Annotated in this window: 19 protein-coding genes; 3 read left to right on the forward strand and 16 right to left on the reverse strand. The window is 39.8% G+C overall.

The features are described from left to right. Positions 1 to 20: 20 nt before the first annotated feature. The 7 genes from deoB to AC0VYV_RS13450 all read right to left on the reverse strand — a co-directional run bounded on the left by deoB (position 21) and on the right by AC0VYV_RS13450 (position 5590). On the reverse strand, positions 21 to 1199 hold the full coding sequence (gene deoB / locus AC0VYV_RS13420) for a phosphopentomutase (RefSeq protein ID WP_475365403.1): 1179 nt from the start codon (positions 1197 to 1199) through the stop codon (positions 21 to 23). A gap of 142 nt (positions 1200 to 1341) precedes the next feature. After that, a complete protein-coding gene (gene xerD, locus AC0VYV_RS13425) occupies positions 1342 to 2232 on the reverse strand; it encodes a site-specific tyrosine recombinase XerD (protein WP_475365404.1) in 891 nt (296 codons plus the stop codon). 12 nt (positions 2233 to 2244) lie between these two features. Beyond that, positions 2245 to 2472, reverse strand: coding sequence for a YqzK family protein (locus AC0VYV_RS13430; RefSeq protein ID WP_475373909.1), 228 nt, complete (start codon positions 2470 to 2472; stop codon positions 2245 to 2247). 96 nt (positions 2473 to 2568) lie between these two features. Continuing rightward, positions 2569 to 3048, reverse strand: a complete 480-nt coding sequence (fur, locus tag AC0VYV_RS13435) for a ferric iron uptake transcriptional regulator (protein ID WP_194222003.1) — start codon at positions 3046 to 3048, stop codon at positions 2569 to 2571. A gap of 120 nt (positions 3049 to 3168) precedes the next feature. After that, positions 3169 to 3810, reverse strand: coding sequence for a stage II sporulation protein M (gene spoIIM, locus AC0VYV_RS13440; protein WP_194222004.1), 642 nt, complete (start codon positions 3808 to 3810; stop codon positions 3169 to 3171). Between the two features lie 72 nt (positions 3811 to 3882). Beyond that, the gene (locus AC0VYV_RS13445) at positions 3883 to 5046 is read right to left on the reverse strand and encodes an endonuclease Q family protein (RefSeq protein WP_475367690.1); all 1164 of its coding nucleotides are present in this window, start codon (positions 5044 to 5046) and stop codon (positions 3883 to 3885) included. Positions 5047 to 5050: 4 nt separating this feature from the next. Beyond that, a complete protein-coding gene (locus tag AC0VYV_RS13450; protein WP_475367493.1) occupies positions 5051 to 5590 on the reverse strand; it encodes an NUDIX hydrolase in 540 nt (179 codons plus the stop codon). A 120-nt stretch (positions 5591 to 5710) separates the two neighbouring features. Between AC0VYV_RS13450 and mciZ the strand changes: the two genes are divergently transcribed. After that, positions 5711 to 5869 carry a Z-ring formation inhibitor MciZ gene (mciZ, locus tag AC0VYV_RS13455; RefSeq protein ID WP_194222006.1) on the forward strand — a complete coding sequence of 53 codons (159 nt, stop codon included), beginning with the start codon at positions 5711 to 5713 and terminating at the stop codon, positions 5867 to 5869. Positions 5870 to 5912: 43 nt separating this feature from the next. Here mciZ and AC0VYV_RS13460 read toward each other — a convergent pair whose 3' ends face one another. After that, positions 5913 to 6452 carry a cysteine hydrolase family protein gene (locus tag AC0VYV_RS13460; RefSeq protein ID WP_475365406.1) on the reverse strand — a complete coding sequence of 180 codons (540 nt, stop codon included), beginning with the start codon at positions 6450 to 6452 and terminating at the stop codon, positions 5913 to 5915. 136 nt (positions 6453 to 6588) lie between these two features. Between AC0VYV_RS13460 and AC0VYV_RS13465 the strand changes: the two genes are divergently transcribed. Beyond that, positions 6589 to 7500 (forward strand): aldo/keto reductase, encoded by a 912-nt coding sequence (locus tag AC0VYV_RS13465; RefSeq protein ID WP_475365407.1) that lies wholly within the window; start codon positions 6589 to 6591, stop codon positions 7498 to 7500. A 53-nt stretch (positions 7501 to 7553) separates the two neighbouring features. On the opposite strand, the gene AC0VYV_RS13470 is transcribed toward AC0VYV_RS13465, so the two are convergent. The 3 genes from AC0VYV_RS13470 to AC0VYV_RS13480 are packed head-to-tail and all read right to left on the reverse strand — an operon-like array spanning position 7554 to position 10127. Then, positions 7554 to 8222, reverse strand: a complete 669-nt coding sequence (locus tag AC0VYV_RS13470; RefSeq protein WP_475365408.1) for a CoA transferase subunit B — start codon at positions 8220 to 8222, stop codon at positions 7554 to 7556. Positions 8223 to 8232: 10 nt separating this feature from the next. Next, complete coding sequence (locus AC0VYV_RS13475; RefSeq protein WP_475373910.1) at positions 8233 to 8919, reverse strand: CoA transferase subunit A; 687 nt, start codon at positions 8917 to 8919, stop codon at positions 8233 to 8235. Between the two features lie 23 nt (positions 8920 to 8942). Further along, entirely contained in the window at positions 8943 to 10127 is a 1185-nt protein-coding gene (locus tag AC0VYV_RS13480) for an acetyl-CoA C-acetyltransferase (protein WP_475365409.1), read from the reverse strand. 161 nt (positions 10128 to 10288) lie between these two features. On the opposite strand from AC0VYV_RS13480, the gene AC0VYV_RS13485 reads away from it, so the two are divergent. Continuing rightward, the gene (locus tag AC0VYV_RS13485; protein ID WP_475373911.1) at positions 10289 to 11206 is read left to right on the forward strand and encodes a hydroxymethylglutaryl-CoA lyase; all 918 of its coding nucleotides are present in this window, start codon (positions 10289 to 10291) and stop codon (positions 11204 to 11206) included. A gap of 55 nt (positions 11207 to 11261) precedes the next feature. Here AC0VYV_RS13485 and AC0VYV_RS13490 read toward each other — a convergent pair whose 3' ends face one another. The 5 genes from AC0VYV_RS13490 to AC0VYV_RS13510 all read right to left on the reverse strand — a co-directional run bounded on the left by AC0VYV_RS13490 (position 11262) and on the right by AC0VYV_RS13510 (position 18666). Then, a complete protein-coding gene (locus AC0VYV_RS13490) occupies positions 11262 to 11423 on the reverse strand; it encodes a hypothetical protein (RefSeq protein ID WP_475373912.1) in 162 nt (53 codons plus the stop codon). Between the two features lie 21 nt (positions 11424 to 11444). Beyond that, entirely contained in the window at positions 11445 to 11759 is a 315-nt protein-coding gene (locus AC0VYV_RS13495) for an iron-sulfur cluster biosynthesis family protein (RefSeq protein WP_160918920.1), read from the reverse strand. A gap of 1 nt (position 11760) precedes the next feature. Then, the gene (locus AC0VYV_RS13500; RefSeq protein ID WP_194222013.1) at positions 11761 to 12321 is read right to left on the reverse strand and encodes a PadR family transcriptional regulator; all 561 of its coding nucleotides are present in this window, start codon (positions 12319 to 12321) and stop codon (positions 11761 to 11763) included. A 246-nt stretch (positions 12322 to 12567) separates the two neighbouring features. Next, positions 12568 to 16854, reverse strand: a complete 4287-nt coding sequence (locus tag AC0VYV_RS13505; protein WP_475373913.1) for a S8 family serine peptidase — start codon at positions 16852 to 16854, stop codon at positions 12568 to 12570. Between the two features lie 723 nt (positions 16855 to 17577). Next, entirely contained in the window at positions 17578 to 18666 is a 1089-nt protein-coding gene (locus AC0VYV_RS13510; RefSeq protein WP_475373914.1) for an FAD-dependent oxidoreductase, read from the reverse strand. Position 18667 lies beyond the last annotated feature (1 nt).

Consider the following 18667-nt stretch of genomic DNA (forward strand, 5'->3'; position numbering starts at 1 on the left):
TTCGTTCCTCCTCTTGATTCTTAAAGCTTTTTAAGAAAGCTTGTCCCGTGTTTTGGTAACGTTACATCAAAATTATCCGCAATAGTTGCTCCAATATCAGCAAATGTGTCACGAATACCGAGATCTACCGCTTCTTTTATCCCTTTATGGTAGGCAAGTAATGGAACATATTCACGTGTATGATCTGTTCCATGATGAATTGGATCATTCCCATGATCAGCTGTGATCAATAACAAATCATCTTCTTCCATTCGATCGAGAACTTCCTTTAATCTCTCGTCATACTCTTCTAGCGCTTCACCATAGCCTTGTGGGTCTCTTCTATGCCCATATAATGCATCAAAGTCCACGAGGTTCAGGAAGCTGATTCCTTCAAATTGCATTTGTTGAGTTTCAAGCAACTTATCCATACCGTCCATATTTGATTTCGTACGAAGAGACTTTGTTACACCTTCTTCGTCATAAATATCTGAAATCTTTCCGATTGCAATAACGTCTTTCTCATTGTCTTTTAATTCATTCATAACCGTATGTCCAAACGGCTTAAGCGCATAATCATGGCGATTGGAAGTGCGTTTAAAGTCGCCTGGCTCTCCTAGAAATGGTCTTGCGATTACTCGTCCAACCATATATTCTTCTGCTTTTGTCATTTCTCTTGCAATCTCACAAATATGATAAAGCTCATCCAATGGAACAACATCTTCATGGGCCGCAATTTGAAGAACTGAATCTGCAGAAGTATAAACAATAAGTGCACCGGTCTTTACGTGCTCTTCACCAAGTTCTACAAGAATTTCTGTCCCTGAAGCAGGTTTATTTCCAATGATTTTTCTTCCAGTTCTGCTTTCAAGCTCGGAGATGAGATCGTCAGGAAATCCATTAGGGAAGGTTCTAAAAGGCTGTTCTATGTGAAGGCCCATAATTTCCCAATGACCAGTCATCGTGTCTTTCCCATTCGAAGCTTCCATCATTTTAGTATAATGTGCCATTGGCTTATCTGCTTTACTAACCCCATTAAGTTCCCGAATGTTGCCAAGACCCAATTTCTCCATATTTGGCATCTTCAAACCATTCATATGATCTGCGATATGACCTAGAGTATCTGCACCTAGGTCGTCAAATTGATCAGCATCAGGAGCCTCACCAATACCCACCGAATCCATTACAACCAAAAATACTCTCTTAAATCGTTTTGTCATTATGATCCTCCTCATTCAATGTCTATCTATTGTTACTATTCCCTTCAAAAACAAAAAAACTCACGCATGAATGCGTTTACGAAAGCAGAAAAAAGAAAAAATCTGGCCAATGACCAGATCTCTTTCTGGAGAAAGCCTCCTATTAGGCCCTTGGATGGTAAGTTGAATAAATATCCTTCAACCTCGCTTTAGTTACATGTGTATAGATCTGTGTTGTTGAAATATCTGCATGTCCGAGAAGCTCCTGTACTGCTCTAAGGTCCGCTCCATTTTCAAGTAAGTGTGTTGCAAATGAATGTCTAAGTGTATGGGGGGTAAGAGGTTTTAAAATGTTAGCTTTCAATGCAAGCTTTTTAAGAATTTTCCAGAAACCTTGTCTCGATAGGCTTTCACCACGATGATTCAAGAAAAGCATTTCGTTTTTATTCTTCTTCATTAATTGCCCTCTACCTTCATCCAAATAAATGGTTAAGGCATCTCTTGCCATCTTACCTAAAGGCACAATTCGTTCTTTATTCCCCTTACCAATCGTTCGAATAAAACCCATTGTTAAATGAACATCTTCCATTTTCAAATCAATGAGTTCACTCACACGCAAACCTGTTGCATACAATACTTCAAGCATAGCGCGATCGCGTTTACCAAAAGGAGTCGAATAATCGGGTGCCTCTAGCAGCTGCTCTACTTCAGTTGTTGACAAAATCTTAGGTAGTTTCCGCTCTGTTTTTGGTGTTTCAATATGTACAGAGGGATCTTGATCCACTGCCTTTTCTCTAAGTAAAAATTGATGAAAGGCACGAATAGAAGCAATGTTTCGAGCAATTGTAGTAGATGCTTTTCCACTGTCTCTTAGCGTATAGAGATAATTAACAATATGCACACGTCGCACTTCATCCAAAGTGGAAATGTTCTCATTTTCTTTTATGTGTTTTAGATATTGAGCGAGATCTCGCCTGTATGCATCGAGAGTATTTTTGGACAGGCTCCGCTCAACTATCAAATAGTGCAAAAAATCCTGTACCTGATCTTCCATTGTAAACGCTCCTTATTCACCTGTCTGGTAAAACAAATTGAGCCTTTCAAGGAAAGTGTGTTGAATACCCGATTCCATTTGAATGACTTTCACTGCTTTTCCTTGTGGCACATCATACCGATGATAATTCTGGTACTCTTGATTTACCCAGAGAATGCCAAAGTAAAACAGTAATGTACAACCTGTGAACAATAAGAAAACTTTCATTGTATCTAAAACAAGCAATAAACCCCTTCTCAAACTAACGCACCTCCATCTCTAGTAAAAGATATGCCAGGGATAGAGAATTTTATACATCGTTAGGAGATACAGGTTCTTAAATGTCTTCTATTACAATTATGAATGATTAACGGCTTGCTCCGGCTGTTCTTTATCTTCCTGTCCTTGACAACGGTGACAGATCCCATGAAATGTAAGGCGATGATCTTTAATTTTAAAGTTCCAATCATTCTCAACTACCTTTTCTACATCACCAAGTAAATCATCTTGTATTTCATCTACTGCACCACACTCAATACAAACCAAGTGATGGTGAAAATGGGCAGCGCCTTCTTGCCTGAGGTCAAACCTTGAAACACCGTCACCAAAATTAATTTTATCAACGATTTTCAATTCAGCTAATAACTCAAGCGTTCGATATACAGTTGCTAATCCAATTTCAGGAGATTTTTCTTTTACTAAAAGATACACATCTTCAGCGCTTAAATGGTCTTCTTCGTTCTCAAGAAGTACCCGCACGGTTGCTTCTCGCTGGGGCGTTAACTTATAGCTTTGAGAATGAAGATGTTTCTTAATTCGATCGATTCTGCTTTCCATGTCCCATTTCCCTCCCTCGATCGATGCCATTTTCATTATAAGCAGTAGGGAAATCGGTGTCAAATTAAAATCATTATCAACCTAATGTTGTAATGATTTTAATTTGATAATGAATATAATTTACTTCATTTCCACTACGGCCTTTATCAATCCTGGTGATAAATAAGCTTCAAACCATGCTGCTAGACAAAGAAAACTTAGCGCACATATAACTAGTCCTGAAAACCTTAAGAATGGAGGAAGAATCGGTTCTATTCTGCGTTTCATAAATAATTGCCTCATCAGTCGAAGCGAAAAAGTTAGAGAAGCCGTTGCAACGATCACCATCGCGGGTACCGCTATAATATTCTGTGGAAAGACTGAAACAAATGCCAATAAGAAGCCTTTCCAGCTCATTTGATTCACAAGAAAACCTACTGTAAAACCAACAACTATCCCTTTTAGAAAGAGCATAATTAGTACAATTGGAAGACCAATAATCGTAAGTCCTAGAAGCCACATCAAACCAATATATTTGGCATAATGAGTTAAGCTTTGATGAAACATTTCAGATGATGTTGCGAACTGTCCATCTGATACCTGTCCAAAAAAACGCCCCAAGTATACAGCAAGATCTTCTTTTTGAGTGAAGCTTAGACTATTGACTATAACGGCTCCGAATACAATGCCCATGAGGAACAATACGGCAATAAATGTGTAAAGAGATAAATGATCTGATAGATGAGTTGATATCATTTGCTTCAGATGTCGGCTACGATTCATACGATTTCCTCCTTCATACGACCTTTGGTAAAGTCTATGAAATGGATTTTGAACGTATGACTGATCGATAGATTATCTCTTTTGGTTTACAACTTTACCGTATGTTCCACCCCCACCTTGTTCTAAAGTAAGCTGCCCATTCCTTGAAAGGACGATCATATGAGCGAGTGACTCTCCCACAACGCCGGTCAGATCACTCTCAGTCACCCGGTGAAGAATATTCATCTCCGTACTAAAAGAATCTAATAGACGCTCGAAAGTTTTTGGTCCAACCCCTGGTAGAAAGTCTAGAGGAACGTGATGTACATATGGAGGACGAACAGGGCACGTCGACGCTGAACTCAATTCTTGAATTCGATTCGCCACCCCTTTTATAATCTTCTTACTTCCGCATGAATCGCAAACCAACTGATTAACTGGAGAATTACATTTAGAGCATATGGTCTCATAATATTTACCTAATTTTGGGTCCAATCCAAAATTCGCTGCAATTTTCCGGTCATATTTGCCTTGTAATGCCTTTTTCCACTCAAGAAATGTGGGTTGTTTTAAATATAAGCATTGATATTCTCGAGCTATTTTTTGTGTGGAATGTGCGTCTGAATTCGTCAAAAATGGGTAACGATGAAGTTCTTCAATTTGGTCTGCCATCTGTGTGTTAGAAGAAAGACCTAATTCAATTCCATCAATATTGTTTAGGTCAAAAACTTCGCTTATTGACTGATGGACTCCCTTCCCAAATAGGCTCTTAAATGGTGTGAATATATGGGCAGGTATAAATAAACCATCAAGCTCTTTTGCCTTTTCTTGAATGACCTCCGCTCTTTCATATATGCGTTGAGAACTTAGAGTAATGTTCGTCATTCTAGCTCTTAGCCAATCTGAAAAATGTTTCATTTTAGTTAAATCAGGCAAATAAACTAGTACATGAATAGGACCCTGACATTTCTCATCATAGATTTCGATTTCGGTACCTAAAATGAGAGTGAGAGATTCAAACCGAATTCCACCCTCACTCAATTCATAACATTCACCCTTCTCCAAATAATCTTCTATCTCTTTCATAACTTCAGGAACGTGACAATCGATCACGCCCACCATATCAAGCCCTTTTCTTGCACTAGCTTCATTAAGGATATGAGATAGTGTTAACGTTTTTGAACCAGTTATCTTAACAGGTTTGTTCGTTCTAGTTCTCCCGATATGAATATGAAAATCTGCATAACATGATTTCATGTGATCACTTCAATTTCATTTGTAAATACATGAGAGCATAAGCGGTTTTAGCATCATGAATTTCTTGGCTTTCTACCATCTTTTCCATTTCTTCTATTGTTAAATGAAGAACATCAAGAAACTCATCTTCATCAGCCGATTGTTCTCCTTTTTTCTCTAATCCCTTTGCTACGTATAAATGAACAAGTTCATTTGCAAAACCAGGTGATGTGTAAAATGAAATCACTTTTTCAAGTGAGTCACACGTATATCCTGTCTCTTCTTCTAATTCACGAACTGCTGTAACTTCAGGTTTCTCCCCTGGTTCAAGTTTCCCAGCTGGGATTTCCACGATAGCTTTATCAAGGGCTTTACGATATTGTTTAACGGCTAAAATTTTATGATCGGGCGTCTCTGCAATAACCGCAACCGCACCAGGATGATCAATTAATTCACGCTTACTTTGTTTCCCATTTGGTAACTCAACATCTTCCACTCGTAAGTCTATAATTCGACCTTCGTAAATCGTTTCTGAATGCAAGGTCTTTTCATATAAATGGTCCATTTGTTCATCATCTCCTGGTTCTAAAAATTCAAATCGATACATAAAGTCTATCACATGAGACAGATAATAGGGAAAAGACTAAAACCATTAATGTATCGAACTATTTAGGAGGTTCTGTTTATGAAAGTCTATATTCAGCCAAACGGTGTCACAATGGTAGGAAAACCAAAGCAGATTCAGTTAATGATTAGACATTATATGAATCATTATGAAACGATTGAAGAATGGATTCAGGCTCCTGCTGTTCGAACTAAAGCACACCTAAGGTTAATACAATAAGAAAACAACAAGAAACGCTGCCATTAATGGCAGCGTTTCTTGTTTAACGAATCTCCGTTTTGAAAATATTTTTCATTTGCTCAAGGAATACGTTATGATGCTCGGTAAACGTTGCCATACACGATGAATGGGCAACTGTTCTAAATCCTCTTGCGTAAGCACCATAAGCAGTTAGAAAATCGCAAATATCTGTACATACTCCTGCTAGATGAACAGTTTCTACGCGACGTGATTTGAGTATTTCTTCCAGATTCGTTCCATAAAATGCATCATATTCTGGCTTAGGAACAAACGTGACATTCGAAAGCTCCTTATTGGATTCATACCACTGCTGTAATTCACCATATAACTTCTGTCCCCACGTTCCTCTTACATTATGTACGGGCCAGATATTAAAGTGATCATCCTCTTCTTCATGCTCATCCATACAAATCACAACTTCCTTGCCTTCCTCAATAAACGTTGTGGCAAGTGAAATAATGCTAGGAACAATCTCCTGTCCCTTCTTGCCTGAAGTAAGTCCTCCCTCATCATGAACAAAATCATTGCTCATATCAATAATTAAAAGCGCTTCTGTTGCCATTCTACCGCCTCCCATTATGTTTACTATAGCAGGTGTGTTATCAGGTAACAAGACATCGGAATCAGCATATGATTGGCATGAATCCTCCTATCACGATACACTTAATACAGGTTAAAAATGGGAGGTATGGAATGCAATGAAAACCAATCAACTCGGAAGCTCAAAACTGAACGTTAGCGAAATTGGATTAGGTACTATGTCACTTGGCACTGATCGAGAGAAAGGTATTTCGCTTATTCATGAGGCAATTGATAACGGCGTTACATTTATCGATACAGCTGATTTGTATGACTTCGGTCTAAATGAAGAAATAGTAGGAGAAGCCCTACGTGATCGACGGGATTCAGTCGTACTTGCTACGAAAGCAGGGAACCACTGGGAAGAAGGAAAAGAAGGCTGGTACTGGGATCCATCAAAAAAACATATTAAATCAGCACTAAAAGCTAGCTTAAAACGATTGAAAACAGATCACATTGATCTCTTTCAGCTACACGGTGGTACAATCGAGGACCCATTCGATGAAACCATTGAAGCTTTTGAAGAATTAAAACAAGAAGGATTAATTATCGAATATGGTATTTCAAGTATACGGCCAAATGTCATCCGAGAGTTTGTAAAAAAATCTTCTATCGCATCAGTTATGATGCAATACAGCATTCTTGATCGTAGACCCGAAGAAGAAATTCTAGATTATTTGCATGAAAACAACATCAGTGTCATTGCTAGGGGACCGCTTGCTAAAGGCATGTTAACTGATCGATATGAGGAAAAAGTAAAAGAAGACGGATTTCTCGACCATTCTAAATTCGACGTTCTTGAAACTGTTAAGCAAATTTCTGAAATAAAAGGGGATAAGCGCAATTTAACTCAAACATCACTAAAATATGCTCTTGCTCATCCCGCTGTAGCTACAGTAATTCCTGGAGCTAGTCGCAGTGAACAACTTCTCGCAAATATTACAGCACAAAATGCTCCAGACTTAACACCTGATGAAGTTCAGAAAATACGTGACGTTTCAAAAGTGAATGTGTACGATAAGCATCGGTAATTAAATAAAGAGCGCAGTCAAATGACTGCGCTCTTTCCTTCTCTTTTCATAAATTAAAAGGCATCTAATATTGGATCGCTAATAATAATATCCGGTTCTGTTGAAGCTTGAATTTGCTCAATGCTATAGCCAATGGCAACTTCTTTTAACACAAGCCCTTCATCCGTTATGTCAAAAACAGCCCGATCCGTAATGATTCGATTAACAACGCCTTGACCTGTTAGGGGGAGGGTACAAGAATTCAAAATTTTCGGGTCTCCGTTTTTGTTCACATGATCCATAATGACAACAATCCTTTTCGCCCCATGCACAAGATCCATGGCCCCACCCATACCTTTAATCATCTTTCCAGGTATCATCCAATTAGCGAGATCACCATCTTTTGAGACTTCCATTCCGCCTAGTATCGCAACATCAATATGTCCTCCACGAATCATCGCAAAAGACTCTGCACTATCAAAATAGGATGCTCCTTGCATCGCTGTAACTGTTTCTTTCCCGGCGTTAATAAGATCAGGATCAACTTCACCTTCAGTTGGATAAGGTCCGATTCCAAGAAGGCCATTTTCCGATTGAAGCACTATTTTTTTGCCTTCTGGTATATAGTTAGCTACCATCGTAGGCATTCCAATTCCTAGATTCACATAAAAACCATCCAGAATTTCTATTTCAGCACGTCTTGCAATCTTTTCACGAACTGCTGCTTTATCTACTTTCACCATTATGATCCTCCTATCGCGTTGTTAATCGCTCAATCTTCTTTTCCTGCTCACCCACAATAACCTTTTGAATATAAATACTTGGAGTATGAATTTGATCAGGGGATAACTCTCCTACACCTACTAATTCCTCTACCTCAGCTATGGTCACTTTACCTGCTGCAGCAATCATAGGATTAAAATTGCGTGCCGTTTTGCTATAGACCAAGTTCCCCATTATGTCCCCTTTCCACGCACGAACAAATGAGAAATCTGCCTGAATGGCTTCTTCAAGCAAGTACTCTTTACCATTGAATACTCTGACTTCTTTTCCTTCTGCTATCGGTGTTCCCACGCCAGCTGGAGTATAGAACGCTGGAATGCCAGCACCGCCTGCCCTTATTCTCTCTGCTAGCGTTCCTTGAGGAATGAGCTCAACTTCTAATTCACCGGATAACACCTGTCTTTCAAATTCTTTATTTTCTCCAACATAGGAACCTACCATTTTTTTTATTTGTCTGTTTTTAAGGAGCAATCCCAGGCCCCAGTCATCAACTCCACAGTTGTTCGATATGACTGTTAAGTCCTTTGTTCCTTTCTCTTTTAATGCAAGAATTAAATTTTCTGGTATACCTACAAGGCCAAACCCACCAACTAGAATCGTTGCTCCATCTTGAATGTCTTGTACGGCTTCTTCAAACGTATCAAGTACTGGCTTCATTTATTTAAACCTCCATATCTTTTTTAAGTTCGTTCAACGATTGTTGCTACGCCCTGTCCTCCACCAATGCAAAGCGTAGCCAGACCAAACCGCTCATTTCTACGTTTCATTTCATGTAGTAGGGTTACTAAGATTCGAGTACCACTTGCGCCAATCGGATGACCAAGAGCGATCGCCCCACCGTTCACGTTCAAGATTTCTTCATTAAAATCAAGGTCTCTTCCAACGGCAAGAGATTGAGCAGCAAAAGCCTCATTTGCTTCCACTAGATTCATTTGATTCATTGAAAGTCCAGCACGTTCAAGTGCTTTCTTCGTAGCAGGAACAGGACCTAACCCCATTACGCTTGGATCTACACCTCCACTTGCATTCGAGCGAATAACAGCAAGGTATTCTATTCCAAGTTCATCAGCCTTTTCTTTACTCATTAAAACAACAGCGGCTGCGCCATCGTTAATACCAGAAGCGTTTCCTGCTGTAACCCCACCGTTTTTCTTAAAAGCTGGGCGTAACTTTGCAAGTTTATCAGCCGTTGTTCCTGGTTTAACGTATTCATCGGTATCAAATAAAAGAGGGTCACCTTTTCGCTGCGGAATAGAAACCGGGAGAATCTCTTCTTTAAAACGCCCCTCTTCAATTGCAGCCTGTGCTTTTTGTTGACTCCATGCAGCAAATTCATCCATTTCTTCTCTTGTTAGCTGATAATGATCGCACAGGTTCTCAGCAGTAACACCCATATGATAATCGTTAAATGCGCACCATAATCCATCTTGAATCATGCTATCCACCATCTTTTGGTCACCCATTCGTAAGCCTTCTCGTGCTCCGTTTAATAAATAAGGTGCCTGACTCATGTTCTCCATCCCACCAGCGACAACAATATCTTGATCGCCAAGCATAATAGATTGAGCTCCTAGATGAACGGTTTTCAATCCTGAACCACATACTTTATTGATTGTCATCGCAGGAGTTGAAACTGGGATTCCCGCTTTAATCGCAGCCTGACGTGCAGGATTTTGTCCGAGACCCGCTTGTAGAACGTTTCCCATAATGACTTCTTCCACCTGATCTATTGATAAGTCAGCTTTTTCGATCGCTCCCTTAATGACAGCGGCCCCAAGTTCTGTAGCTGATATAGATTTTAGTGAACCATTAAATGAACCTACCGGCGTTCTGACAGCGCTTACAATTACAACATCTCGACTCATTTCGATTTCCTCCTTATGTATCTATGACTCTCTTCTACATAATTCTTACTTAATTCAAAAAACTCCTTCCTCCAAGCGAGAATTTCCATTATTCAAACGATTATCTTGCAAGACTTCCGATCCTTTGTTTTAATTAAAGATAGCGCTTACAAAGAAAGGTGATGAATGTTTTGCTACCACAACATGCAACAATCATTGAAGTTGGTCCAAGAGATGGACTTCAAAATGAACTAAATCAGATCAAAACAAATGATAAAATCCGTTTCATCAAAGCCTTAAAAACAGCCGGAATGAAAGAAATGGAGATTACCTCATTCGTATCACCTAAATGGGTTCCCCAAATGAAAGATGCCAGTGAAATAGTAAGTACTTGCCTTGACGGTACAAGAAACTTCGTCTTAGCCCCTAACCGTAAAGGGGTCGAGAGGATTAAAGAAACGAACGTGAAATCGATAGCACTTTTTGCTGGTGTTAGTAACTCCTTTAATCAAAAGAATAGCAATAAAGAGACAAAGGATCTACTCAATGAGCTAATTCCTTTAGTCAAAGAATTAAAAGCAGAAGGTTATTTCGTTCGTGCATGCATCTCTACTGCTTTCTATTGTCCATATGAAGGAAAAATAAAAGTAAATGATGCGGTTGACGTTTGCCGTCAATTTGTTGATGCAGGCGTAGATGAATTGAGCGTAGCAGATACTATTGGAATGGCCACTCCTGATGAATCACACAACCTTTTTAGCCAACTTGTAAAAGAATTACCGTCAACATTGTTAACAGCTCATTTCCACGATACAAGGGGTATGGCACTTGCTAACATCTATGCATGTCTCCAAGCTGGAATTTCAAGATTTGATACGTCAGCTGGCGGACTTGGCGGCTGCCCTTTCGCCAAAGGAGCGACAGGCAACGTTGCAACAGAAAGTGTTGTCTATATGTTGGAGAGAATGGGTATCAAAACAGGTATTGATCTAGAAAAACTAATGAGAGCTATTGATGAGATTGAGCCTCACCTATCAAGATCCATCCTAACACCTTATCGAACGTTATATAATAAAGAAAAGGAAGCTTCCATAAAGTAGACATATAAATATTATGGTAAACTAAATAAAATAAGCACACAGACGTGTGCTTATTTTATCCTTTTACTATAGTTAAAATAATACTATAGATTAGAGCTAGAACTAGTCCACCGATAACCGTAATTCGATCCATCTTTTGACCTTTAAATAAATTCAAAACTCCCTTTACGATCATAAATACTACGAAAAAAATAACAAAATACATCAAAAACGTCACTCTAGTAAATCCCCCTAATCGTTATCCTTTGTTTATATATCGCATTCTCGGGTTAATGATTTCACTATCACTTTTAAGCATAAAACACTGGTGTTTCGGAAGAAAATCAATTTTCATTTCTTTATCAAAAAACACTTTATATTGTTTCTGAATCAATACAGGTCTGAAATTTGACTCAAGCGTCATATTAAAATCACCCTGAGCGGAATCATTTACTAATTGCGTAACACCGTTCACTACACACCCGCAATCTTCGATGTCATAATGTAACTTCATATAACCCTCAGAATCATGTTCTAATTTCTCGATCGCTTGATCTGTGAAAGTCACTCTCATGTTATCTCTCCTCTCCACTATCTTCTATAATAACGTCTATAAACTCAATAGCCCAGTCACACCACTCAATCCAGGTTTTCATCTGACGCCTACCGTATTCAAGCGTAAGGTATTCCCCCAGACGATCTTTCTCTATTCTATGATCAACTGCATTTTCTTCTTTCCAGCTGTTCATATGATCAAGCACCATTTGGTGATGCTCTTTACTCTCTTTTAGGAATTGGATCGCTTCTTCTTTTGGAATAAGATGAAATAAAGAAACACGCATCAATTGTTCGTTTTTCATTTTTGGTGGGTCTACAGTATGATGAGCAAGCCATTCAATGAGAAGACGGTACCCTTTATCTTCAATAGAATAGATCTTTTTATCTGGAAGATCTAACTGCGGAACAATTTCAAAGCTTACTAGCTTCTCTTTCTCCATCTTTCCAAGTTCACGATAAATTTGTGTATGATGCGCAGACCAAAAATGGATCATCGTTTCTCTAAATTGTTGTGTTAGCTCATATCCGGTTGATGGTTTCTTTGTGAGTAATCCAAGAAGAGCATATCGTAAAGCCATATCATCATTTCCTTTTCAGCAATTTGCTTCTTCTCCATTATAAACGTCTTTACAATATCTTTGCACATTTGAAGTTGCAAATCCACATTTGACAATTAATTTGAATTTTATTTTATCAGAAATGATAAGAAAAACCACCGCCGATCATATGCTTATACATTGCTTAAGATGAAATTTGATAAAATACCGGACAAATCAAAAAAGCAGGCTGTCTATTTCGACTGCCTGCTTTTTCGATGGTTTAAACTATTCTTTCGTATTGATATTTAGTAATCCTTCCGCTGTTTTTCGTGTCTCGTTGCCAAAAGAATCTTTCACTTTCACTTCGATCTCAGCACCTTCAGCCACCACATTCGAAGTAGCTGTCCAGTAACCGACATAATGCCCTTCTGATACTTCCATCATTGGAAATTCAGTCATACTTGAAGGCATCATCGTTGGATTCACTAGCGGCATACGAATTGAGAAAGTAGCCTTTATTCCTGGAGAGCTATCGAATTCAATTTTCACTGATTCTCCCGCTTGAAGATCTTTATTTTGATCTGGTTTTAATTGATTAATGACCAATTCTTCTTGCTGGGAATAAACTTTGATCGACTTTTTCGTTTTATTTCCTGCTTTGTCTTTCGCCACTACTTTTATAATGTTCTCACCTTGCTCGAGCAGCATCCGATGTGAAAATGCACCATCTTCTACTTTCGCTTTCGTTCCGTTAACCTTTACCCAAGCAAGATTTTCATCATGAACGTCACCTTTAACTGTTACGGATCCTTTATTTGTTTTCCAGTCATCTTTAGGAGATGTGATCGTTAATTCCGGTTTCGTTTGATCTAAAGTGACCATAACAGCATCAGATTCTCCCGTCATCCCACGATCAGTCGATGCACGAGCTGTTAACTGATTTTCACCATCGCTCAATTGGATTTCTGTTGTAAAATTACCTTCTTCATTAGAAGTTGTGACAGCTTCTTCTTCGCCATTTTTCATAACATGAACGTCTGTCATTGGTGCCGTTTCACCGTCAACTTCAATGCTATTCTTGTTTGTATATGAACCGTCTTTTGGAGATGTAATCATTGGTGCTGTTAGTTCATAATCAACGACTGCACGGATCATATAGTTCCCTTCTTCTTCAGGAGCCTTCGACCATGCGCCGCTAACATATTGAAAGCTTCGGTCGACATATTCCCCGTCTTCATCTGTTGCAAGACCCGGAGCATTTGGATTGGCATCAGCTTGAATATAAGTGAGATAAAAATCACCTTCTACGATCACTCCTTGATCAGACAGATCAACCATCGTCCATTCGCCATTTCGAAGAGCAGTCGCGTCAATTGGACCAGCGAGTTTCTTACCTGGTGCTCCATCCGGACCTGATGCATCATGAATTTCGACTTTAAAATTTGTGCCGCCTGGATTTGGCCATTCCGTATTCCAGAATCTAAATAACCCTCCAGTCACAAGCGCACGTTCTTGACCTTCTGCTAGCGACATTTTCACAGCCCAACCGTTCCCAGCATCATAGAACGCTCTTGCGTTCTCAGCAGTACCATCGTCATACCCGATTTCCCCTGCATATCCGATGAATGGGGAAAGATCAGCATTCTGTACAACGGTCTCGTTCGCTTCCACAGTGACGTTAAATGTTTCGCTATAGTAACCGGCCGCAAGAACTTTTAACGTATACTCCCCTTCATAACCTGTTACTGAATAATGTCCTTCTTCATCCGTTTGCACGGGTGCTATAGCAGCATCTTCTACTAATAAAACAGTTGCATCTTGGATTGGCTCTCCTGTTTCACTATTCGTGACTGTTCCTTCGATTTCTCCCTCTGGTATCGCTTCTAATGTGAAGTCAGCTTCTGTCACTTCATCATCTACGATCGTCACTTCCTGAGTCTCTGACTGGTAGCCATATGCTTCTGCAATAGCTGTGTAGTCCCCTGCTGCATGAGTCATGGAATAGCTCCCATCTTCCAAGTTCGTTGTTGCAGAGCGCCCTGTCTCAAGAATAGAAACTTCTGCTTGAAGCGGCAGAGCTTGAGGCGTAGGTGATGGTTTCTCTTGAACTGGATTTACAACAAGCGGTGAAGGTTTTAACTTGTCAGGATTGACTTTTTCTTTCGCTTTGGCACTAGCAGATTTTTCATCAGGCTGAATAGAAACTTTCGCGCTCTTTTTCTTAGCGGCGACTTCCATCGGCTCTGCTGATAAACTTACATCGTCAATATACCAGCCCTGCTTCATCACGCTACCATCCGTCTCGACGTGGAAAGCTAAATAAATCCGCTGATTTTCATAGGCAGATAGATCAACCTCTTCACTCACCCATTCATTAGAAAGATTATTATACTCCGCAAGAGCTTCCCAATTTTCCTGATCGGTTGAAACGAAGAGATGACCATAATCATAGTTTCTTTCAAGTTCATACCATTGATTGAATTGAAGATAAGCCTCACCTTCTGGTAAATCGATAGGAGGCATCATCAGCGTCATGTTAGCACTGTTGTCATATGCTCCATCAAGGTTGGTTCCATAAACCTTTTCTCCAGAGTAAGCTTCAGGACCAACCGTTGGCGTCCCCCACTCCCATGAATTATTTTCTCCCCAGCTCATCCATCCAGCTGGCTCTGATTCAAAGTCCGTTTCGTAACCTGTTGAGATTCCAGGAATAATTTCCACCTGATATTCGTCCGTTGTGACAACATGCCCGCCATAGTCTTCGATTTTAAACCTGTAACTAACGGAAGGTTCACTGACGGCGTCACCTGGAATAATAGCTTGATAGGATCCAGAAAGATAGTTCCCATCAACTCTTGTTGCTTCAGTTGACGTCCACTCTCCGTTATGATCATATTCAAGCTCTACACTCGTTACGCTCACATTATCTGTCGCTGTGACGGTAAGAGGAAATTCCATCTGAGCATAAGCTTCTGCAGGAGCATCGTGTTGATACGTGGGCTCTTCTTCATCGCTTCCTTCTTTCATCACATCACCCTCTAATGTACCGAGCCCACTCATAACAGAAGAAACAGCGTCAAATGCATTCACTAATCCATAACCGTAACCATTATTCGGAGAATCTGGGAATTCATCGTCTGTAAGTGGTGTGACGGTGTTTAAAAAGATGTCTTCTATATCATCAACCGTCAACGATGGATCTGCTTGACGAAGGAGAGCAGCGATCGCTGATACGTGTGGCCCAGCCATCGACGTACCATTCCACCCTCCTTCATAGCTACTCCCTGGTACCGCAGAACGGATATTAACTCCAGGAGCTGAAACGTCAGGTTTTATTTCATCATATGGGGATGGTCCCTGTAGAGAGAAACTTCCAAGAGCATCATTGATATCTGTAGCTCCCGTAGCAAATGACTCAGGATAATTTGCTGGTGTTGCGATTGACTCCGGACCTCCGGGATTAAATAGTGTTGTATTACCCGCAGAAAATTCTGGGAATATATCTGCATTTCGCCAATTTTGAACCATTGGGCGATACCATTCGTCAAGCCCAGGTCCGCCTCCCCAAGAATTGTTCACGACATCAGGAGCCTTCTCAGGGTGTGGATTGCCTTCTGCATCCTTAGGAGCAATAATCCATTCTCCTGCTTCAAGAAGATCGATATCTGTTCCACCGTCTTCGCTAAAAGCTTTTACCGCTATCCATTTTGCCCCAGGAGCGACGCCAATCTCATTCGAACCATCCGGTTCAGCGCCAACCATAGTTCCCATTGTATGAGTCCCATGTGCGAGATCATCATATGGGGCGGCTTCTCCGCTTACAGCGTCAAACCAGTTAAATTCATGATCTACTCCTTCAGAACTATATCCTCGATACTGTTCCATAAGAGCGGGATGATCCCACTGAACACCGGTATCAATGTTAGCGATCACCGTCCCTGCCCCATCAATTCCCATATCCCATACTTCAGGAGCACCTACTCGATCAATATTCCACTCAATTGAGTTCGTATCTGCAGTCGTTTTAGCCTTAGTTTTCGTTTTATCTGGAATTGGCTGAATCTGCCTGATCTCGTTAGGAAGTATTTTATCCACTTCAGGAAATGATGCTAGTTGGTTCATCACTTTTTTTGTTGCTGTTACTGCCATACCGTTTACGATGTAAAATGATTTTATGTCTTCTGCATTGCCTTTTTTCTCTTGTTGTTCTAAGTATGTGGACACAGAGTGTTGTGTTTCAATAGACGTAGCTCTTAACGCATTAACAACAGCTGATCGCTTAGTGATTTCAGCTTGAAAGGAAGTTAAGTTGTTTTTCTTAGCCTTTTCTTCAGCTTCTTTCGCAACCTTTGTCGTATCAGCTTGTTCTGCAAATTTAATCAAGAACGTTACTTTTTCGTTCTTCTCAAATGCTTTCGCTACCTTCTGATCAACGCGTTTCACTTCATCATTCATGGATACAGAAGAATCACTTTTCGCGTTCACTTGCATCGCTGGTTGTATGAAGCTCGTGATGAGGAGAATAAAACAAGCAAAAAGAGCTACGATTTTACGTTTGCTTCGTTTTCTCAAATTTCTTCCTCCCTAATTATTAGTTTTGTGTTTACACTCTGCCCTCCTTTTGTATTGCCGGGTTCACTTAATATGCTATACCAGGATTTGTCACAACCCAAACAAAAATGACGAAATTTTCAGAAAATGATTCAATTCTCTCAAAGTACTTTTAATATAAAAAAATGACGATTGTCCTGCTTCTGAATCATTTTGATGAGTAATATCGTTTTTTAATAGTCTTTAGGGGTTAAGGACTATAGAAGCATCGATTCTTACTCAAGTAATTTACTTATGACAAAGTCCCTAAAATTCGCTTTTATATCTTTCGGATGTCAGCATAAAGGAGGAGTTTGTTCAAATAGCCTTTTATCGAAATGCCAAAAAAATTGAAAAGCCACTCCAATTTGTCATTTTTCGCTAGCAATCGTTTCGTCAACCCCTCTTTTTTCAGCACAAATATCCGACAGAATTTGCTCACCTCCACTCATAAAGTCGCGGTCTTTATGTATGAATTAATGAAGATTACACCTATATGGTTTATCCACAAACTACATTAACTTATAGTTTTGATGCTCGATTTTGGCTCATTCGAGTGCAATTTTAATCACAGAGCGTACATGAGCCAGAAATCCGCAACGTTTATTACCGTCCTCTTCATGAAAAAACTCTCTTTCTTTAAGAAAGAGAGTTTTTTCATGAAGAGGACCCATTAAAGTCCTATTATAATACACCGGGCGTTACTCAAACATTCGTCTTGTAAGTGTTCATAAACTTTTGATCAATTCTATTTTTTAATTTCCATGAGAGAGGATGGTGAAGAACTATTCTCCCATATAACAGTAATCCCTGTTTCTGACCAGTAGAAAGAATCGATAAGTATGCATTCTTAGGTTGGAAACGCCGTCCATTCGCATCATTCAGAAACCCCTTAATGTTTGCCCAAAGGATATCTGATTGTCGCACGGCTACTACACCGGCTTTAGGAAGGTCCGGATACTGGCGGATAGAAGCACAATCTCCTGCCGCAAAAATGGCCGGATACTCCTTCACTTGTAGTGTATCTTCTACAAGTAAATAACCCGCTTCATCAACTGGTAATTGAGATGTTCGAAATATACCTGGAGCTTTTGGTCCAGTTAACCATAGCACTTCATCATAAGCAATTTGATTACCAGTTGTTGTGATAATCTGACTTGACGTTACATTTGCCACTTTTTCTTGCAAATAAAGTGGCAAGCTTTTACCTTGCATAATTTGCTTGATTTTTTCCTGCGCTTTAGCAGAAGTATTTTCTAACAATGGTGAATGAGAAATTAATGCCACCGGTTTTTTATCCTCAAGTTTTCTTTTTGCAGTGAGAGCTAAAGCCATTTCAACACCTGCAGCGCCACCCCCTACAACGACAGGGGTTTCTGCCGCCTGCATTGCCTTCGCGACTTCCTCGATACGATAGTTAGGTTTGATGCGGAGAGCATGCTTTCTAGCGCCAGGTACGTCAATTCCGGCTGTTAATGAGCCGATATCTACGGAAAGAACATCATATGAGAGAATATCGCCCTTTTCCGTTAACACAACTTTTGCTTTAGCATCTATAGATAACGCTGCACCCTCCGTAAAATGAATGCCTGCCGCTTTTGCTAATGTTGGAATATGTATTCGCATATCTTCTTTGTTATATAGCCCTTCAAGATAGCCTGAGAACATTCCAGAATAATATTGATACTCCGATGGAGAAATGAGTGTCACCTCATGCTCTCCATTTTCTTCCTGAAGTTTCTTCATTATGTGAAGGTGAGCATGTCCCGCTCCAATTAACAACAGTTTCTTCAAC

The organism is Anaerobacillus sp. QJM3NY_17, from assembly GCF_056173665.1.

Excerpts from the sequence above, each read along its gene's own strand:
- deoB (WP_475365403.1), bottom strand. The coding sequence starts at position 1,199 with ATGACAAAACGATTTAAGAGAGTATTTTTGGTTGTAATGGATTCGGTG.
- xerD (WP_475365404.1), bottom strand. The coding sequence starts at position 2,232 with ATGGAAGATCAGGTACAGGATTTTTTGCACTATTTGATAGTTGAGCGG.
- fur (WP_194222003.1), bottom strand. The coding sequence starts at position 3,048 with ATGGAAAGCAGAATCGATCGAATTAAGAAACATCTTCATTCTCAAAGC.
- spoIIM (WP_194222004.1), bottom strand. The coding sequence starts at position 3,810 with ATGAATCGTAGCCGACATCTGAAGCAAATGATATCAACTCATCTATCA.
- AC0VYV_RS13445 (WP_475367690.1), bottom strand. The coding sequence starts at position 5,046 with ATGAAATCATGTTATGCAGATTTTCATATTCATATCGGGAGAACTAGA.
- AC0VYV_RS13450 (WP_475367493.1), bottom strand. The coding sequence starts at position 5,590 with ATGGACCATTTATATGAAAAGACCTTGCATTCAGAAACGATTTACGAA.
- mciZ (WP_194222006.1), top strand. The coding sequence starts at position 5,711 with ATGAAAGTCTATATTCAGCCAAACGGTGTCACAATGGTAGGAAAACCA.
- AC0VYV_RS13460 (WP_475365406.1), bottom strand. The coding sequence starts at position 6,452 with ATGGCAACAGAAGCGCTTTTAATTATTGATATGAGCAATGATTTTGTT.
- AC0VYV_RS13465 (WP_475365407.1), top strand. The coding sequence starts at position 6,589 with ATGAAAACCAATCAACTCGGAAGCTCAAAACTGAACGTTAGCGAAATT.
- AC0VYV_RS13470 (WP_475365408.1), bottom strand. The coding sequence starts at position 8,222 with ATGGTGAAAGTAGATAAAGCAGCAGTTCGTGAAAAGATTGCAAGACGT.
- AC0VYV_RS13475 (WP_475373910.1), bottom strand. The coding sequence starts at position 8,919 with ATGAAGCCAGTACTTGATACGTTTGAAGAAGCCGTACAAGACATTCAA.
- AC0VYV_RS13480 (WP_475365409.1), bottom strand. The coding sequence starts at position 10,127 with ATGAGTCGAGATGTTGTAATTGTAAGCGCTGTCAGAACGCCGGTAGGT.
- AC0VYV_RS13485 (WP_475373911.1), top strand. The coding sequence starts at position 10,289 with ATGAATGTTTTGCTACCACAACATGCAACAATCATTGAAGTTGGTCCA.
- AC0VYV_RS13495 (WP_160918920.1), bottom strand. The coding sequence starts at position 11,759 with ATGAGAGTGACTTTCACAGATCAAGCGATCGAGAAATTAGAACATGAT.
- AC0VYV_RS13500 (WP_194222013.1), bottom strand. The coding sequence starts at position 12,321 with ATGGCTTTACGATATGCTCTTCTTGGATTACTCACAAAGAAACCATCA.